Origin of the sequence: Pseudomonas sp. NPDC079367 (genome assembly GCF_044542195.1) — a bacterium.
Lineage (GTDB): Bacteria > Pseudomonadota > Gammaproteobacteria > Pseudomonadales > Pseudomonadaceae > Aquipseudomonas.
Map to the genome: position 1 here is coordinate 90,299 of NZ_JBITTW010000010.1, position 17,180 is coordinate 107,478.

Here is a 17,180-nt window from a genome sequence, read left to right on the forward strand (position 1 = left end):
CGGAGCCCTCCTGATGGCAGCCCGCATCACCGACGACGAATGGGACGAACTGACTCCCGAGAATTTCGATACCACGGCACTGCTGCGTGCAGTCGATGCCGTGGACGTGCTGCGCGGCGATTTGAATGACAGCGCAGACGGCGCACCTCCGCAACTGCGCACCGACCTGTTGAAGCTGCATCAACTGGCAATGGCCGCGTTCAACGAGGGATCACGCAGCCGAGTGGCTGAGCTATTTGATCTCGCCGTGGATCTTCAGGATCAGGTTGATCATCTGATGACCTCGCTGGAACAAGTGCAAGAAACCCTGTCCCGGTTGACGGCGCTCTACCCAGAAAGCCTGTCCTGAATGTTCTTGGAGACAACCACATCATGAGCCGCAGCCGCCGCAAAACGCCCATCGTTGGGCACACGACCTGCCGTAGCGAGCGCGAGGACAAGAAACTCTGGCATCAGCGCTGGCGAACTCACGAGCGCACCGCGCTGGCCAGCGCGTCGCCGGAAGCTCTATGCGCCCATCTGCCTCTACTGGAAAACCAGGTCAGCAACGTCTGGTCGATGGGTAAGGATGGCCGCTCCTACTGGCCCATCAAGCGCCAGGCCGCCACGGCGGATCGCATTGCCAACCACAAGGGACGCAATCCGCAAGAGCGCGCCTCCCTGAAAAAGCGTCTGCTGCGCAAGTGGATGAGCAAATGAACCTGTCCACCGGCTATCGCTTGGGCGCGAATCGCTGAAGAAGCAGAACTCCCAGCCGGCTACGAGGGCACGGCGACGCCAGAGGCGCATCGGGCCTGCGAGGTGATCCAGGAGCGGATTCGAGAGCACGTCGTCGCCACCAATGACATGCGGCTGTTCGGCCTGCTGCACCTGCTTGGGCAGGCGTCGCTGCGCATGGAGCAAGCGCTGTGGCCGGAAGAATATGCGCGGATGACCCGCGAGGTCGAGGAAGCTCTCCGAGAGGCCGACGACCCCAACGCCAAGTCGTACACCCACGAAGAAGTCATGCGGGCGATGCAGGAACTCATCGACCAAGCGCGAGACAAGCCATGTTGATCGGCTGACGGAAATTTCTGGGTTTCCGGCTTACAACCCCATGAGAAAACACCGCACCGCAGAACAGTGGCAAGTCCTAATCGGTCAGCAGCGTGACAGCGGCCTGTCGGCCACGCAGTTCTGCAAGGAGCACAAACTCGGTTATGCCAGCTTCTGTAGTTGGCGCAAGCGCCTGTTGAGTCAGCCGGTCGGTGAGGCTGCGGATTCTGGTTATGCCAGCTTCCTGGATCTGTCATCGCTGATGGATGACTCGGCCTCTCCCGGAAGCGGCTGGAATATCGTGCTGAGCCTGGGTAATGGTGTTGAGCTAAGGCTGAGCCAGATCAGATGATCGGTCTGGATAGCCAGGCCCGGATCTGGCTGTGCACCGAGCCCACGGATATGCGCAAATCCTTCCGGGGGCTGAGCGCTCTGGTCCGCAATCAACTCAAGCAAGATCCGCTCAGCGGGCAGTATTTTGTCTTCGTTAACCGTCGCAAGACCCAAATGAAGATGTTGTATTTCACGCCCACGGGCTACTGCCTGTGGGCCAAGCGACTGGAGCAGGGGCAGTTCCGGGTACGGCCGTCTTCTTCGGGACAGCGCCCCTTAAACCTGACTGATCTCCAGTTGCTGATTGACGGTATCGAGGTGCAAAAGTACCGTCAGTTCAAGCGTTTTCGGGGCACGTAGCGGGTTGTGTTCCGGTATAATATCGGCCATGAATTCAATGGCTTCCGCGTCCTATTCCAACGCCCCTTCCTACTCGGTACTGGCCGAGGAGAATGCCCTGTTGCGTGAGCAGCTACAGGTCATGCAGCGGCAGTTGGACTGGTTCAAGAAGCAGCTGTTCGGCCCCAAGTCCGAGAAGCAGGTGTATGACCTCCCGGAGCAGGGCGGCCTGTTCCAATCGAATGATGCGGCTAGCCCGGAGAAGCCTCTCGATGCGGAGAAACGCCCGGTTCGGGCTTATCAGCGAGGCACCGGAAAGAAACAGCGGGACGACGACTGCCTGAACGATACGGGTCTGCGTTTTACAGCGGACGTGCCAGTGGAAGTTGTTGAACACCTGCCGCCGGAGCTAAGCGGCCCCGACGCCGACCAGTACGACATCCTTGGCACCAAAACGACCTATCGGCTGGCCCAGCGGACGTCCAGTTACGTGGTGTTGCAAGTGGAACGCCCCGTATTTCGGCGCAAGGGCAGCGACAAGCCCGTGACCACGCCGGCCCCGTCCAACGTACTGGACAACAGCCTGGCCGACGTCAGCTTGTTGGCGGGTCTGATGGTCGACAAGTTCCAGTTTCACCTACCGCTGTATCGCCAACACCAACGCATCCAGCAAGCGGGTATTACCCTCAGCCGCAGCACCCTCACCAATCTGATCAAGCGATCTATTGATCTGCTGCGGCCGATCGTGGATGCCCAGACCGACAATGTTCTGCGCAGCCGGGTGTTGGCGATGGATGAGACGCCGATTAAAGCTGGCCACCAGGGTCGGGCAGGCCCACAAAAAGGCAAGATGAAATCCGGCTGGTTCTGGCCGTTATACGGCGATGCCGATGAAGTGGTGTTCACTTACTCGAACAGTCGAGGCCGAGCCCATATCGAGCAGGTACTGAACGAACAGTTCAGCGGAACTCTGATCAGTGACGGCTATGCTGCTTATGCCCGCTATGCCGCCGCACAGCAGAACATCATCCACGCGCAGTGCTGGGTGCACAGTCGTCGTTACTTCATTGAGGCGCAGAAGGACCACCCGATAACTGCCACCGAAGCCCTTCAGCAGATTGCCAAGCTATACACCAACGAAGAAGAGATCCGCGTCCAGCAACTGACCGGCGAAAAGAAACGCCAGTACCGGCTGCTCCACTCAAAGCCGGTGGTCAGCGACTTCTTCCAATGGTGCCGGGATCAACTGGCACAGGGCGGTCTGCTGCCCAGTGATTTATTGACCAAAGCACTGAACTACGTGCTCAGCCGTGAAGCCAGCCTGACCGTCTTCCTGGAAGACCCAGACGTCCAGCCAGACACCAACCACCTGGAACGGGCCCTGCGCCCCATTCCCATGGGACGCAAGAACTGGCTGTTCTGCTGGACTGAACTCGGCGCGGAACACGTGGGCATCATCCAGAGCCTGATCACTACGTGCAAACTGCACGACATCAACCCGTACACCTATCTGGTGGACGTGCTGCAGCGCATCAGTCAGCACCCGGCCAGCAAGGTCGCTGACCTGACGCCTCGGCTCTGGAAGACCCGGTTCGCCGATAATCCGTTACGCTCGCTGATCGATCCGCGCCATTCTGATCGACAGACCGCACAGCCAAAGGGCACCCTCCATGCGCATTGAAGACATGAGCATCGATCAGCTATTGGAGCTGAACCGAATGATCTGCCGGCGCATTGATGAACTGCAAGATCAAGAAAACCTGCAGGCGCTGAGTCGGCTGCACGTGGGGCTGAAGGTGACCTTCGAAAGCCGAACTGGCTTGACTATGGGGATCGTCACCAAGATCAACCGCAAGAGCGTGATCGTCCTGGCCGAGAACGGCACGAAACAGTACAAGGTCTCACCGGAATTGCTAAGGCCCCTTCGGGACGTAAAGTAAGTCCAGTACGTCGTGGAATGAACGCTTACGGTTTGGGTGAGCTCGGCCAGCGGATATCTAGGCCTTTTCTGCTAGCAAGTCAGCTGGCTTAGCTTCAACTGCACATGCTGGGATATAAGGTCATTCCGGCGAAGCTGCTCTGGCAACGAGATGACGAGCTTTGCCAGAGCAGCAAGTCGCGAATGTTACGCAGCCATGCGCTCGCATTCTTCAGCGCACTTCATGCACGCTTTGGCACACTCTTGGCAGTGATCCACTTGATGTTTCGCGCATTCCTCTCCGCATGCACGGCAGATCTTGGCGCAAAGGGCACAAAATTCTTTAGCGTAATCACTTTCGCGACTCATCAGTATGGCGGCCAACCTACAAATGTCCGCGCAGTCGCGGTCAAGCTCGATGCAGCGTGCCATCATTTTTACGTCATCCTCACGCAGGCAAGCAGAGGCGCACGTTTCGCACACAAGGGCGCAGTTCGAACAAGCTTGGATACAGGAAGCGAACATTGAGTTTGTCATTGCGTTCTCCAGGGTTCGATAGTTGTATGTCGTCGGTGCCTACTGACCGATACGGCTCATCAGCCTGTTAGCAGACACTGAATTATGACACGCTCCTACCGAGCCCGTTTCGAAAAACTTCATTACAATGTTGTAAGGTAAATCCAACCGCACCGGGGCTCTGCGGGCGCAGTTGGTGGCGATGTGGCAGTCAGTAGCTTGGCGGCCCAGGCCAAGATCAAATCACGGGAGCGAAAGCGTAAGGGCAGCCAGGAACCGGAGGACGATGAGCCGTTCTGATTTCATGGCGACGACGGCCTGCTACATGGCTGCGTGTGGCAGGTCTTAAACAACTGAACTGGGCTAGCGAAGGAGTGGGGGCAACAGCAGCTGCGCTGGTAGACTTATCCACAGTTGCTGGTAACAAAATCAGCAATCCGCCCTGGGTCAAATTTCAATCGGCAGGGTGGGTCAATTTTCCATCAGCGCCAACATACACCCACGAAGAAGTCATGCGGGCGATGCAGGAACTCATCGACCAAGCGCGAGACAAGCCATGTTGATCGGCTGACGGAAATTTCTGGGTTTCCGGCTTACAACCCCTATCACCAACAGTCGAATATCCTCCTGAAGGTCGCTCAGACTTTCTACCAAGTGTCCGTGGCGCTGCTTCAGCTCAGGAAACGCAGCGCCGGAAATGACCGTTCGCTCCCTGGCCTTTTCCAGCATGTGTTGGCCCTGTTCCAGAGCGAGTCTGGCGCGTTGGGCATCCAATGTAGCCAGCTCCTCCAGCAGATGCTCTCGACTGCCGAGACCAATATTTCCACTTAGGTCAGCTGCTGCTGGGTATTTCTCTTCATCCAATACGTGAAGCAAGGTAAGAGGCGCGTTGAGTCGCTGCGACGCCCATGCTGCGTAGTCGCAGACCGCCAATGAGGATTGTGAGTTATCAATACATGCCATTACGTGGGTCATTGTCGATCTCCTTAGTGGCTCATGAGCTTGTCGATGGCGCCAGGTTTGTCATGCACGCCAAAGCGGTCAACGATTGTGGCGCTGGCCTCATTTAGACCCAGCACTTCAACCTCGGCGCCCTCGCGACGGAACTTGATTACCACTTTATCCAGCGCGGCGACGGCGGTGATATCCCAGAAATGCGCCTGTGTCAGATCGATGGTGACCTTGTTGAGCGCTTCCTTGAAGTCAAAAACTTCGGTGAACTTGTCTGCCGAGCTGAAGAACACCTGGCCTACCACGCGGTAAGTCCGATGCGACTCCGTCTCTTCAAGACTGCTCTTGATATCGAGGTAATGTCCGACCTTGTTCGCAAAGAACAACGAAGCCAGCAGTACGCCGACCAACACGCCGTAAGCCAGATTATGCGTTGCCACGACCACCACAACGGTCGCGACCATGACGAGGTTGGTCGACAGTGGGTGCTCTTTCAGATTGCGCAAGGAATCCCAGCTAAAGGTGCCGATGGATACCATGATCATCACAGCAACCAATGCAGCCATCGGGATCTTGGAGAGCCATTCGCCGAGGAAAACGACCATCAGCAGCAAGAAAATGCCCGCGCACAATGTGGAGAGACGGGTACGTCCACCGGATTTCACGTTGATGATCGACTGGCCGATCATGGCGCAGCCTGCCATACCGCCGAGCATCCCGGCAGCGATGTTGGCAATGCCTTGACCCTTGCATTCACGGTTTTTGTTGCTGGTGGTATCGGTCAAATCGTCGACGATGGTCGCGGTCATCATGGACTCAAGCAGACCTACTACGGCCAAGGCGGCTGAGTACGGGAAGATGATGCGCAGAGTTTCAACGTTCAGCGGGACTTCAGGCCACAGGAAAATCGGCAGCGTGTCCGGCAGTTCGCCCATGTCACCCACAGTGCGGATATCCAGACCGAGGTAAATAGCAATGGCCGTCAGGGCCAGGATGCACACCAGCGGCGAGGGAATCAGCTTGCCGATCTTCGGTACATACGGAAACAGATAGATTATTCCGAGGCCCACTATGGTCATGGCGTAAACGTGCCAGGTCACGTTGGTCAATTCAGGTAACTGCGCCATGAAAATCAGAATCGCCAATGCATTCACAAAGCCTGTGACTACCGAGCGCGAAACAAAGCGCATCAGAGAGCCCAGTTTCAGGTATCCAGCGAGGATTTGAAGCACCCCGCAGAGCAAGGTGGCTGCCAGCAAATACTGAAGCCCGTGATCTTTTACCAGGGTGACCATCAGCAGTGCCATCGCACCGGTAGCTGCCGAGATCATGCCGGGTCGACCGCCGACGAAGGCGATGACAGCACAGATACAGAAGGAGGCGTAGAGACCGACCTTGGGGTCGACGCCGGCAATGATAGAGAAAGCAATGGCCTCCGGGATCAGCGCGAGCGCGACCACGATCCCCGCGAGCACGTCTCCACGGACGTTGGAAAACCACGTCTGTTTGAGCGATTGCAGCATCAGAATATCCAAGGCAATGCACCACACGCACACCAGGCAGATGGCGAGCGCGTCGATACGAATTCAAGTTGTGAGGATTATTTGGCTGTGTGCCTTGGGTGTAAAAACCGGGCATACAGCAGTACGCGACCGCGAGCGAAACTAGCGGAAGCGAGATGTTGCGAGGGGGCGTAGCGCTAAGGCGGCGTAGGCTGCCAGTAGATCGTTTGGAGTACAGTCATGCTGGTGTTCCTGTAGCTCAAGAGGTATGGCTGAGCGATAAAGTATACAGTGAAGATATCGTCAAATGCGACCTGCTGCCTCGTTTGGGTCAGTTCTTCCAGCCGTGCTGATCTCCCTAGGGCAAGTCTTTCTAGATTAAACCGCGACGAACTCCGCTGTCAGGCAGTGTACACATGGTGGAGAGATCAATTCAGATCCTCCTGGGGTCGATAGAGAAATCGGAAAAAATCGTACGCTAAGCATTCGGCCTGTCAGGTTGAGGCCATAGAGATTGACGCCTTGGCGTCAGAAAATGCAGAAAGCGGCCCTAGTCTGACGCGGTGCCAGTGAACCGCCTGACGCCGAGTTGAAGCCGTAAACTCAGCAACCTTCGATCAACTCGCCGAACAGTTCCTTAACCTTTGCACGTGCCTCGACCAGCGCAACTTGGCCTTGCTCAGTGATCTCATAGACACGCCGTTCACGTCGCCCGGTGCGTTCGTGGCGTGAGGTCAAATAGCCCTTCTTTTCCAGCCCGTGCAGCATTGGGTATACCGTCCCGGCGCTCAGCTCGTAGCCGTGTCGTTGCAGTTCTTCGATGATTCCCAGTCCGAAGACGGGCTTCTCGGCTGCATGGTGAAGTATGTGCAGGCGGATCAACCCGCCGTACAGGTCTTTATCTGTCATTTTTCGTGCCTCACAGCGCGATACTCAACAGCCAACCCGCTGCACCGCTGCCGACGACAACTAGCCACGGCGGGAGCTTCCAGAACATCAGTGCGACAAGGGCGACCAGGGCCAAGACAAAGTCTTGCGGCTGAAATATGGCGCTAGTCCATACAGGGTGATAGAACGCGGCCAGCAGCAGGCCAACCACCGCCGCATTGACCCCAGCCAGCGCGGCTTGCATGCCTGTATTGCGACGCAGGCGCTCCCAAAATGGCATGGCTCCCACAACCAGCAGAAAAGAGGGTGCGAAGATAGCCAGTAGGCACACAATACCGCCGACCCAGCCAGAGGGAGCGGTGCTCATCGAAGCACCAAGGAACGCGGCGAATGTGAACAATGGGCCGGGCACCGCTTGAGCCGCCCCGTACCCCGCGAGGAAGGATTCATTACTGACCCAGCCGGAGGACACCACTTCGGCTTGCAGCAGCGGCAACACAACGTGGCCACCACCGAACACTAGTGACCCCACACGATAGAAGGCGTCCACTACCACCATCGTTGGACTTGGCAGCAATTTTGCCAAGATCGGTAGGCCAATCAGCAGGGCAAAAAATAACGATAGCCAAAGTGCGCCGGCCCGGTGACTGACCGTGATAGGTAGTGGGTCGTGCTCAACAGTATGTGCTGGCTTGAACAATAGTCGGCCTATGATGCCTGCGGCAGCAATCACACCAACCTGCCCCCACGCGGACGGTACGAGCAGGACAGCACAGGCGGCAATCGCCATTATTGTGACTCTCAGCCCATCCGTACACAGGTTGCGCGCCATGCCCCATACCGCTTGGGCGACTACGGCAACGGCCACCACTTTTAGGCCATGCAACGCGCCCGGCGAAACGGAATCCCCATAGTTGGAAATGCCCAGCGCGAACAGGATTAAAGCTACGGCCGAAGGCAGCGTAAAGCCTGTCCAAGCAGCCAGCGCCCCGCTATATCCAGCCCGTGATAGCCCCAACGCTATGCCGACCTGGCTGCTTGCTGGGCCTGGAAGAAATTGGCACAGCGCCACTAAATCAGCATAGCTGCGTTCAGACAACCAGCGCCGTCGCGTGACGAACTCGTCGCGAAAATATCCCAAGTGTGCGATGGGGCCGCCGAAGGAGGTCAATCCAAGGCGTAGAAAAATAAGAAAAACCGACCATGGGCTGCGGTCATCGGTGGAGGTATTAGTCATGCGTTGGCCTACCTGATTTTCCACAGATTAATCCATAATAATCGAACTTCGATAACGAAATTCGATTTTATAGCTGCCCAAAACGACTGGAGTACCGTGCAATTCGTACTGGGTGTCGCAATGCAAGTAATCGATGTTGTGCTAGCCGCTGGTTTTGTCTGCTAGCACAGTTCATTAGCAAAACACGCTTGGCCTTAGCGTACGATTTTTTCCGTTTTCTCTATTGCCCCCCTCCTGGTCACTCCGAATGCAAATAACTGGTCAAGAATGCAGCCGGCTGGTCAATAACGGCGCCAATGGGTGGTCAAGTTGCGCAATGGTTTTATCGAGTCGGATGCCTGGGAAGAGGGCTCTGAACGGAGCTAGTCGGGCTTACGTTGGTTTTTGGTTCCATTGCTCCCCAAACCCCTACAGTTGCGTGGGGCTACGATTATGTCTCATGTCAAAATATGCGACAGCATAGGAAGCTGCGCCTACTGCGGCTTTACGTTCGCTCCAGACCTTCACGAAGATGTATCCCTCCATCAAGAACATCATGATCAGTACGAAGCGGCAGTCACTGCACTCGGTTACAAACCAGACTTGCAAAGAGAGCGAGAACAATTGAAGAGCGATGGTTACTCCGCTGCATATAGTGGAAAAACTATCGAAGATCGTGTTGAAGGAGCTCTTGCAGCAATGAAGGGGCAGTTCGACCGTTCACTTGAATACGCCATTCATGGTGAATATTGGAAGGAACATCCTTCTTTCGGAAGCTTCGTCGCTATGATGAGTAATCACTACTACCATTTTGCCGACGACACAAAGGCCGAGCTAGCTCGGCGCTTTGGCGTAATTCATGGTGAAATAGGCGAAGAAAGGGCTTACTGGCGGCCACAACGGTAAGTTATAGGTAGAACCAAATCAAACTACAGCAATAATAACTTCATCATTCGCCGCCACCTTGAGGAGGCGGCTGTCTTCCTGGTGGATTGATCATTCGACTGATAGAGCCCGTCAGAATCTGGCGGGTACTCATCGACAGCCCACCCATGATTCCTTGCATGCTGTTCTCGTACGGGTTCAGGCCTGGCTCAGAAAGGCTAATCATGTTGAGGACACTGCGGGGGAAACTTGTGATTAGTTGAGCACTGGTGACGACCACGTTCCATGACAGCAAGATGATGACTATGACCATCAGCAAGCCACCAATCAGGATCCCGCCTAGACTTTCCAATGGGCGCCCGACTTCAGCCACGCCTGGATCAAACATGCCCCAAAGTCCCATGGCCATCGCCTGGACCATCGCCAGACCGACTGCGCTGATCACGATCGCTGCTGCCAGACCACCCACGGCCAAAGCAGGATAGAGGAAGATGAAGATGAAGGCGTTATACCCTTTCGCCGACAGCTGGGAGGTGTGCTCTTCGCCTTTCGGTGCGGCCATACCAGCCGACCAGAGCGTCACTCCGAAAAACGTCGTCGCAACTGCGACGAGCCAGCTAATTGCCCCCATCAGTCCATAGATCGCGAAAAGCAGAGGCATCACGTAACCGAGCAACCCCCCGGAGATAATCATTACTCCGCCGATTGCTTTTGGCAGCGTCCCATCGGTGATTGAGCTCAAACCTGGAATATATTGGGCTATCGTCCCACCCGCAAAAAAGCCAATGCCAGTGCCAACGAGCGAGCGTCCCCAGGCCGCGATGTTGTGGATATTCTGATTCGAGGGCCCGGTCGTGGACTTGAGGATGTCGAGCGAAAAAACTCTAGCCAGCAGCGACTTTTCAGTACCAGTATTACCAGGTTGAATTTGAGCCAGGGCTTCGTTCTCGACCAGCTTTGATAAGTCGTCACCTGCCGTCAGCGTAGACAGTGCCGACTTTGGCATCATCTGAGCTGTAGCTCCTTCCGAGTAGCTCGCGGCACGTGAGAAGTCACTCGCTGCGCGCAGCACAAAAGTGCCACCAAGCATCCAACCCCAATTCTTTACTTCATTAAAATACGCTTCACTGCGAGCAGCCTGGTCGGTAGCAATTGTGGTGGCGATGGTTTGCTCAACCACTTTTTTGTACCAGTCAGCGGACTGACTAGCCCATGTGATGCTGTCTTCAAAAAACTTCTTCGCGTCCCCTGCCCCCACAGTCCCGTCTCGGGCCGAAATTGCCTGCTGGACGGCATGCTCAACCAGACCGATCCAGATTTGACGCTGAGCCGAGGCTATACCGGCCTCGATAGAGGCAGCATTGTTTTTCTTGACCTGTGCGTACTCATCGCTGCAAGTCATTGAAGACAACCAGCCGGCTTGGCAAAACCACCCCTCGGTTTCCATCTCCCTTTCGACCGTGCCAGTAACAGCGTCGGGTTCGATCAGTCCCTGGACACCCATGCTGGCAGCTCGGGCCAATTCGTCACTCGGCGGGATTAACGGTATCTGCAATGATCGGCCAGCGTTTGCGATATACACATCTGCAGCAGCCGTTTCAGTCGAGCCTGCAGCGGGATATTTACTGCCGTAAACCTGGTTCCATCTGATTTTCAGAGCCTCTTCTGCAAGGTCGCGACTCGAAAGTGAGATCATCTGATCGTTAGGATCTCGAAAAATCTTCAGACCGGCGAGTTGAACCGCTGAGATTTTCCAGCTGTTTAACATGTCCAAAGCGACTTTCGCGTCAACTTCAACTCGAAATTTCGGATCGCTAAACAGGTTATGGCGATGCATCAGCTCAAAAGCATTGTGCTGCATAGTGTCGCCAAATTCTGCCGCAGACTTGGAGATACCTGCGACAAGTGCGTGCCCAGGCGTCAAACTGATCGGAATTCCGCCAGCACTAGAGACCGGAATAACTGGTGCAATTAAAGACAAGGCGACGATCACCCGCAGCGGGTAGAAAAATGCCTCGTTTCCATCTCTTGCACCGAAAAAGTTACCATTGTTTTTGAGTCGAAAAATACCGAGAAACATGGCCCAGGCCGCTAGAGCGCCGAACATCGCAAGGCCAAGTGTTGCGAACGCGGACGCAAAGATTGTCAGTGGCGTTACGTCTTGGGCAATGAAATCAGTAACTTCTGACGGGTGAAATATCCAACGCCCAAACATCCAGGACAATACCAACTGTGAAAAACTGGTCATCACTTAGCCCTCACCCGAACTTGGTAATCAGCCGGCAACGTTTTACCGACGAGCAAACTCGGATTACGGATAACATCCCTCAGAAATTTAATTACTGATGGAGCGCTTTGCGAATAGGCCATGTTCACACGATATGCATTTTGGAAAAGCATCATACACACCATGTTCAGAAAGGCCAAATTTGCAAAAATCATCAGACTACCCCGGTCCCAATTTGCAACCAGATTACCGAGCACCCCAGCTATGCCGAGAATAAGAATCGCGTTCACGAATAAAAGTGACTTATAGGCACGTCGTAATGAATCATTAGTAATCATGCAATCTGTGCACATTTTATCCCAGAGCAGGCGATCATCAGTTTCCGCCAGCTCACGATCACCTTTCGCCTGGTCACGAATAGCCTTGAACCAGCGGTAACCCCCTTTAATAAAGTAGATCGGCAAGCTTACTGAATATTTCAGCTCGCGTGCAGCATTCTTCGTCTGGCTGTAGCCGGTCAAATAACCTGCGACTGTTTTGAGCTTACTCATGATCAGTCTCACTGGTATAAACTGGTGGAACTGGAACCGGCGGAACCTGTATGGCAGCGAATGTATTTGGGTGAGGCATTGGTGTCGCTTCACGCCCTGGAACAACAAGGCCAAAGTAAATAATAAAACCAATCCCAATCGCCCGTGGAATCTTTACTGAGGCCTCTTTAAGCAGCATTTCTAATCTCCTCATCTAAGATTATTTCTACAGTCCCAGCCAGTGCTGCTATTACGTGAGCGTCGTGCTCACAGATTTCAGGTAATTCGCACGCCTTGACTTGAATCTCACGGAGAGCAGCCAAAGCGCGGTTAAGTTTATCCGTTGTAATGCTCATACTCTTTCCTTTCGAATTTCTAATGCTAAATCTTAATAGCCGGCACCAAAACCTTCCAATTGCATATTTCTAATCAGGTAAATATTTTTGCAATTCTGTCAGCATATAATAATCAAACACGAGGAAGAATTTAGCGCCCACAACTCTCAAACCAATAGCTATAAACTATGGCTTGACTATTAATATCCCACCCACAAAAAAACCCCTCATTGAGGGGTTTTTTTGCGAAGCTTGATCAGTACCGGCGAAGTATTCCGGTCATCTCGTTATAGAACTCCTGGGGATGCTCACCATGGGTCTCGATATCCTTCTCAGCTACATATGCCCGCCAAGTGCCATTCTCAAAGACAAACTTAAATCCATCAGTGCTTGCTGTTCGGCGATTGACGCCACCGTAGTTGTCAATGGGACGGACTTTTTCGACGCCATCGACGACCAGGGATAAATAGCCGGTGTCTGGATTGCTTTTCTCATTCCAGAAGGTCAGTACGATTTTTTTTGCCTTGGGTGTGCCGAGTGCATCCTCCAGATATTGAGAGGCTTTCGCACTGTAAACTGCGTCAGTAGTCGCAGCTTTCGGCATGACCTGATTCAACTTCTGTTCGCCACACCCAACCAGGGCGACCAGAGTCAGCACTAGTATGGCGATTTTGATTTTCATGATTTCAGTCCTCTTTACTTCGCAATTTTCAACCGGATCGCATGATTTGTGTATCAGCGGGCTCATAGCTCGATCAGCTGAGGAGTGAGCAAGGCCAAGTAAGCGGCTGCAGTCACGTACAGCAGGCCGAGGACAGCAGATCCAGATATCGTTAGACCGGTGTGAGCGGCGTACGTCAGGCCGGCGATCGCAAACGCCCAGGTCATCGCTGCAGCGCCGCAACCGAACACCAGAGCAAACATCACGAGAGCAGCGAGCCAGCGGAAATCAGAGATCGAAACATAACGACCAAAGTCGACACAGGCCTCCAGGCCGGCAACCAGAAAGCGCACTGGAATGCGAGCGATCCGGCGAGCGGTCGTGAATCCGGGCCAGAAAATACTAAGTGCGTTCATCGTTTATCTCCCGCACCAGGTCCTGCTGCGCTTCGCGCCAGGCCTGGATGATCTGTTTAACCTCAATAGAGCCGTGATGTAGTTTTTCGCGTGTACCTGGAGCAAGCCGGATCCTCGTGCTGGAACCAATCTCGGCATATACGCCAATTTTGATCTTCAGTTCCTCAAGCTCCATCAGGTCAACAGCACCGGACTCAACCATCAGTGCGACCGCTTCCAGGTGCTCGCCCTGCATCAGGAGCAGGGCGACATCCAGGCTTGGCGGTGAAGCCAGGCGCAGGCTCATTACTGAGCCTTATCCATGGCCACGGGCTGGATCGGTGCCTTCAGGCGGATCTCGACCCGGCGGTTTTGTGCCCTGCCCTCCTCCGTGCCGTTGTTTGCGATCGGCTGGGACGGGCCAGCACCGTAGATCTGGATGCGAGTTTTATCGATGCCTTGGGCGATTAGGTGTTTGCCGACGCTGATAGCGCGCTTCTGGCTCAGCTCAATGTTGTTGGAGTTGCTACCAATGCTATCGGTGTGGCCAGTCACCTCAATGTTGTTTTCTCCGTACTGCTTGAAGGAACCAGACAGCTTGTCCAGGTTAAATTGGGCAGCAGGAGACAGTTCGGTCGAGCCATTAGCGAACGTGATCGCACCAGGCATCACCAGCTTGATGTCATCGCCTTGGCGCTGTACGTCGATGCCAGTGCCGGCAGTTGCCTTGCGCAATTCGGCTTCCTGGCGATCCGCATAGACGCCGTAACCCGCGCCGGCCAGACCGCCGATACCGGCACCGATAAGTGCGCCCTTGCCGTGGTTGCCTTTATTGATCAGTGCGCCTGCAGCGGCGCCGGCGATGGTGCCGATACTCCCCCAGGTCAAGGTCTGGTTGCGCGAGCCGTCTTTGTCAGTCGGGGCGAGGTTGGCGCAGCCGGCCAGGGAGAGGATGCTGATGATGAGCGATGCGGAGATGATCTTTTTCATTGTCGAGTCCTTTACTGCGACGGGTTGATTGGGTTTGCACGCAATGGCATGCGAAGCCGCGGGAGCGGCAGATCAACTGGTGTCACAGCGAAGACCCGACTGGGCGTTTCTTTTTATTGCCTCCCCTCCCCTGTCGCTGATCCGAGGAAGTTCAGTGCGCAGCTTATATCTACACCGTACTACTTAAAACTCCAGCCGAGTTGCTGCCCGACTGGATTAGTCTAACTTTAGGGCTGTGGAGGCTCGTAGTCGCGGTACTCACCGCGCCACTCAGCGGCTTCGTCCTGGTCAATCCGACCTTGGCTCAACAGAGCGAGAATATGGATTTCGGTCAACGAACAAGCTGACCGGCTATGGAAAGTGCGGAGCGCGTTGTCCAACAGAAAGTCACGGACATCCACGTCTAATAGAGCGCCCTCGTGCTTAGCGCCCTCCTCAAGCTCTATGGTGGCCTCATCCAAGGTTTTGTCGGCTGACCAGTAATCGGTCAAGCTGCATTGGCCCAAGCTATCAGCATCCCAGATCTGGGCATGAGTATATTCGTCGTCCCCATCTAACTCGACCCGGATCAGGGCTTCCAGCTCTTCTTCAGCAACTTTGGCGTCATCACTCAGCTTGCCGACCCTGTTATTGTCGTCCCAAACATCTTCGGCGCCGCCCACAATACGGGTGGCCAGTACTTGGAACTCGGCACTGCGTAGAAATGCTGCGATGGCCGAGCCACGCACATCGCTGGGAACTCTATAGCGGCGCACCAGGCCATGCCAGACGCTGAACGGGACTCCGTTACCGACCTCGCCATTGACATCCGCCTTAATCTCGCCGCTGCAGATGTCAATGGCAATGTAGGCAGGCTGCGGTTGCAATTGACGATCGTACTTTTGGTACAACGGTGCAATCGAGTCTGCAATGTCTTGTAAATCGTTGAGGATAACAATCACATCTTTCATGTCGGAGCTCCGTAACTCTGTTAATCGAATGATTGAAACGAGAACATTCGAAGGGTGCCAGAAACAACTGGGACACATATGAGTAACAGCGGCCATCCGACAGGACATTTTTAATTATTGCCTAACCTCCCCTACCGCTGTTCGGGGGAAGCTCGGTGCACAGTCATTAACTACAAAGCACTTCTTGAAGACAATTATCCCCCAGCACAACTACATATACAAGCACTTCACTCACGAGCACTCATGATAAATATATATCACAAGCGTAGAACTCATATATAATCAACACTAGCAAATAGCCTTGCAGGCCAACAATGAAAAATTTCGAAAGAGACAACTCACTTGATCTAATTAAGTGGATCGCACTATTTACGATGATCATCGATCACGCCTGGTTCGTGCTACCAAATGAAGTCCACGAAAATCTGTACTGGATGCGAATTATCGGTCGGTTTGCATACCCTTTATTCTGCCTGGCGATTGCGGTAAATGTTGTCCGGCAGCCGGTCGGATATCCGAGCGAGTGGAAATACCTGGGTGGGATATTTCTGTTCGCAATGCTGAGTCAATGGCCTTATTCGAGATTTTTCGACAATGGAAATTTAAACATTTTTTTCACTCTCGCACTCGGCTTGTGTATAGCCCAAGCTGCACATCATAGATCGCCAAGGCTAATTGCAGGCGGGTTACTCGCATTTGCGCTGTCGATAGCTTACAGACCGGTGCTTGGATATGGTGTGACAGGGGGGCTACTGCCTGTTGCCTTAATGTTTGCGCTCAAGGCGCAGGGGCTTGAGTCCAGGATCGCGAGCTGGTCAATAGCAGCACTCTTAGCCGTGTTAGCAAACGGCGGCCTACAAATACTGCTGCTATCTGATCAGCTGCTCAGCGATCAGATTGTGATTGGAGTTGCTGCTATTGCACCGCCGTTCGGCCTGTTACTCCTGCAGGTCCGTGTGCGCCCGCTACGGAAAGTCGGTAGCTGGCTATACCCCCTCTATCCAATCCACCTGATGATACTCAAATCACTGTCGATAGCCTGGACCTGATGCGCCCTTACGATCTACGGGAAGAAGAGTAAATGCTGTACATTTCCAACTATTACGACATCGCCCGGCAAGGCAGGGCGGGGCTTCCAAGGAGAGATTTGCCGTGAGTCAAGGCGAGACCTGGACATGTGGAGATTGCGGTGAGCCGTGCATGCCAATCCGCGTCGGCGAGAAAAAAGCTCCGTGTAGTCGCTGCGGGAGCTTTGCGAAGCATATCCACCTAGTGTTCGTCGACGAGGCTAACCTGACGGTGACAGACTTTTTAGACGTTCAATCCAAAAATGTGAACGTGACGGGCAAGCGGAAAATCCGACGACACCTTCAGACGGGAAGCCAATGGAGCGTTTCCCGGGAAAAGTTTGTTGAAAAGGTGCGAGATATCGATCGAGATGCTGATACTTACTACGAGCGCGTCTTAGATCCCGAGACCGGGGAGGTGCTTAGGCACTGCGAAGAGCCG

22 protein-coding genes and 2 pseudogenes are annotated in these 17,180 nt (G+C 54.4%); 10 read left to right on the plus strand and 14 right to left on the minus strand.

Annotation, left to right across the window (positions count from 1 at the left end):
• The first annotated feature begins 13 nt into the window (after window positions 1-13).
• The 7 genes from ACIGDJ_RS11900 to ACIGDJ_RS11930 are packed head-to-tail and all read left to right on the plus strand — an operon-like array spanning window position 14 to window position 3,647.
• A complete protein-coding gene (locus ACIGDJ_RS11900) occupies window positions 14-349 on the plus strand; it encodes a hypothetical protein (protein WP_000741275.1) in 336 nt (111 codons plus the stop codon).
• Window positions 350-372: 23 nt separating this feature from the next.
• A complete protein-coding gene (locus ACIGDJ_RS11905) occupies window positions 373-699 on the plus strand; it encodes a hypothetical protein (protein WP_000091614.1) in 327 nt (108 codons plus the stop codon).
• Between the two features lie 15 nt (window positions 700-714).
• A complete protein-coding gene (locus ACIGDJ_RS11910; protein ID WP_025999701.1) occupies window positions 715-1,056 on the plus strand; it encodes a hypothetical protein in 342 nt (113 codons plus the stop codon).
• A gap of 40 nt (window positions 1,057-1,096) precedes the next feature.
• Entirely contained in the window at window positions 1,097-1,387 is a 291-nt protein-coding gene (gene tnpA, locus ACIGDJ_RS11915) for an IS66 family insertion sequence element accessory protein TnpA (protein ID WP_004423344.1), read from the plus strand.
• A complete protein-coding gene (tnpB, locus tag ACIGDJ_RS11920; protein ID WP_004423345.1) occupies window positions 1,384-1,728 on the plus strand; it encodes an IS66 family insertion sequence element accessory protein TnpB in 345 nt (114 codons plus the stop codon). The genes tnpA and tnpB overlap by 4 nt, the downstream gene beginning before the upstream one ends.
• Window positions 1,729-1,756: 28 nt before the next feature.
• On the plus strand, window positions 1,757-3,388 hold the full coding sequence (gene tnpC, locus ACIGDJ_RS11925) for an IS66 family transposase (protein WP_004423346.1): 1,632 nt from the start codon (window positions 1,757-1,759) through the stop codon (window positions 3,386-3,388).
• Window positions 3,378-3,647: a hypothetical protein gene (locus ACIGDJ_RS11930; RefSeq protein WP_003458515.1), complete on the plus strand. Its 270-nt coding sequence runs from the start codon at window positions 3,378-3,380 to the stop codon at window positions 3,645-3,647. The genes tnpC and ACIGDJ_RS11930 overlap by 11 nt, the downstream gene beginning before the upstream one ends.
• Before the next feature lie 185 nt (window positions 3,648-3,832).
• Here ACIGDJ_RS11930 and ACIGDJ_RS11935 read toward each other — a convergent pair whose 3' ends face one another.
• Window positions 3,833-4,162 carry a four-helix bundle copper-binding protein gene (locus ACIGDJ_RS11935; protein WP_032489165.1) on the minus strand — a complete coding sequence of 110 codons (330 nt, stop codon included), beginning with the start codon at window positions 4,160-4,162 and terminating at the stop codon, window positions 3,833-3,835.
• Between the two features lie 192 nt (window positions 4,163-4,354).
• Between ACIGDJ_RS11935 and ACIGDJ_RS11940 the strand changes: the two are divergent.
• A pseudogene (locus ACIGDJ_RS11940) lies at window positions 4,355-4,441 on the plus strand (AAA family ATPase); the annotation flags it as partial.
• A gap of 294 nt (window positions 4,442-4,735) precedes the next feature.
• Here ACIGDJ_RS11940 and ACIGDJ_RS11945 read toward each other — a convergent pair.
• The 4 genes and pseudogenes from ACIGDJ_RS11945 to chrA form a co-directional block, all read right to left on the minus strand.
• Window positions 4,736-5,116, minus strand: a pseudogene (locus tag ACIGDJ_RS11945) (universal stress protein); the annotation flags it as partial.
• Window positions 5,117-5,127: 11 nt separating this feature from the next.
• A complete protein-coding gene (locus ACIGDJ_RS11950) occupies window positions 5,128-6,615 on the minus strand; it encodes a SulP family inorganic anion transporter (protein ID WP_023102381.1) in 1,488 nt (495 codons plus the stop codon).
• Between the two features lie 582 nt (window positions 6,616-7,197).
• Window positions 7,198-7,503, minus strand: coding sequence for a PadR family transcriptional regulator (locus ACIGDJ_RS11955; RefSeq protein WP_017335982.1), 306 nt, complete (start codon window positions 7,501-7,503; stop codon window positions 7,198-7,200).
• A 10-nt stretch (window positions 7,504-7,513) separates the two neighbouring features.
• On the minus strand, window positions 7,514-8,719 hold the full coding sequence (gene chrA / locus ACIGDJ_RS11960) for a chromate efflux transporter (protein ID WP_031318243.1): 1,206 nt from the start codon (window positions 8,717-8,719) through the stop codon (window positions 7,514-7,516).
• Between the two features lie 432 nt (window positions 8,720-9,151).
• Here chrA and ACIGDJ_RS11965 point away from each other — a divergent pair, with 432 nt between their 5' ends.
• A complete protein-coding gene (locus ACIGDJ_RS11965) occupies window positions 9,152-9,604 on the plus strand; it encodes a hypothetical protein (protein WP_397478870.1) in 453 nt (150 codons plus the stop codon).
• A 43-nt stretch (window positions 9,605-9,647) separates the two neighbouring features.
• On the opposite strand, the gene ACIGDJ_RS11970 is transcribed toward ACIGDJ_RS11965, so the two are convergent.
• The 9 genes from ACIGDJ_RS11970 to ACIGDJ_RS12010 form a co-directional block, all read right to left on the minus strand.
• Window positions 9,648-11,831 carry a hypothetical protein gene (locus ACIGDJ_RS11970; protein WP_038442586.1) on the minus strand — a complete coding sequence of 728 codons (2,184 nt, stop codon included), beginning with the start codon at window positions 11,829-11,831 and terminating at the stop codon, window positions 9,648-9,650.
• Window positions 11,831-12,361, minus strand: a complete 531-nt coding sequence (locus tag ACIGDJ_RS11975) for a hypothetical protein (protein WP_038448034.1) — start codon at window positions 12,359-12,361, stop codon at window positions 11,831-11,833. The genes ACIGDJ_RS11970 and ACIGDJ_RS11975 overlap by 1 nt, the downstream gene beginning before the upstream one ends.
• Window positions 12,354-12,539: a hypothetical protein gene (locus tag ACIGDJ_RS11980; RefSeq protein WP_144243168.1), complete on the minus strand. Its 186-nt coding sequence runs from the start codon at window positions 12,537-12,539 to the stop codon at window positions 12,354-12,356. The genes ACIGDJ_RS11975 and ACIGDJ_RS11980 overlap by 8 nt, the downstream gene beginning before the upstream one ends.
• Window positions 12,529-12,696 carry a hypothetical protein gene (locus ACIGDJ_RS11985; protein WP_156996949.1) on the minus strand — a complete coding sequence of 56 codons (168 nt, stop codon included), beginning with the start codon at window positions 12,694-12,696 and terminating at the stop codon, window positions 12,529-12,531. Before ACIGDJ_RS11985 ends, ACIGDJ_RS11980 begins: the two co-directional genes overlap by 11 nt.
• A gap of 235 nt (window positions 12,697-12,931) precedes the next feature.
• A complete protein-coding gene (locus ACIGDJ_RS11990) occupies window positions 12,932-13,357 on the minus strand; it encodes a hypothetical protein (RefSeq protein WP_038442588.1) in 426 nt (141 codons plus the stop codon).
• A gap of 62 nt (window positions 13,358-13,419) precedes the next feature.
• A complete protein-coding gene (locus ACIGDJ_RS11995) occupies window positions 13,420-13,752 on the minus strand; it encodes a hypothetical protein (protein WP_038442590.1) in 333 nt (110 codons plus the stop codon).
• On the minus strand, window positions 13,739-14,038 hold the full coding sequence (locus tag ACIGDJ_RS12000; protein ID WP_038442591.1) for a hypothetical protein: 300 nt from the start codon (window positions 14,036-14,038) through the stop codon (window positions 13,739-13,741). The genes ACIGDJ_RS11995 and ACIGDJ_RS12000 overlap by 14 nt, the downstream gene beginning before the upstream one ends.
• The gene (locus ACIGDJ_RS12005; protein WP_038442593.1) at window positions 14,038-14,721 is read right to left on the minus strand and encodes an OmpA family protein; all 684 of its coding nucleotides are present in this window, start codon (window positions 14,719-14,721) and stop codon (window positions 14,038-14,040) included. The genes ACIGDJ_RS12000 and ACIGDJ_RS12005 overlap by 1 nt, the downstream gene beginning before the upstream one ends.
• A gap of 227 nt (window positions 14,722-14,948) precedes the next feature.
• Entirely contained in the window at window positions 14,949-15,671 is a 723-nt protein-coding gene (locus ACIGDJ_RS12010) for a hypothetical protein (protein WP_038442595.1), read from the minus strand.
• Window positions 15,672-15,985: 314 nt separating this feature from the next.
• On the opposite strand from ACIGDJ_RS12010, the gene ACIGDJ_RS12015 reads away from it, so the two are divergent.
• The gene (locus ACIGDJ_RS12015) at window positions 15,986-16,720 is read left to right on the plus strand and encodes a TraX family protein (RefSeq protein ID WP_038442596.1); all 735 of its coding nucleotides are present in this window, start codon (window positions 15,986-15,988) and stop codon (window positions 16,718-16,720) included.
• Window positions 16,721-17,180: the final 460 nt, after the last annotated feature.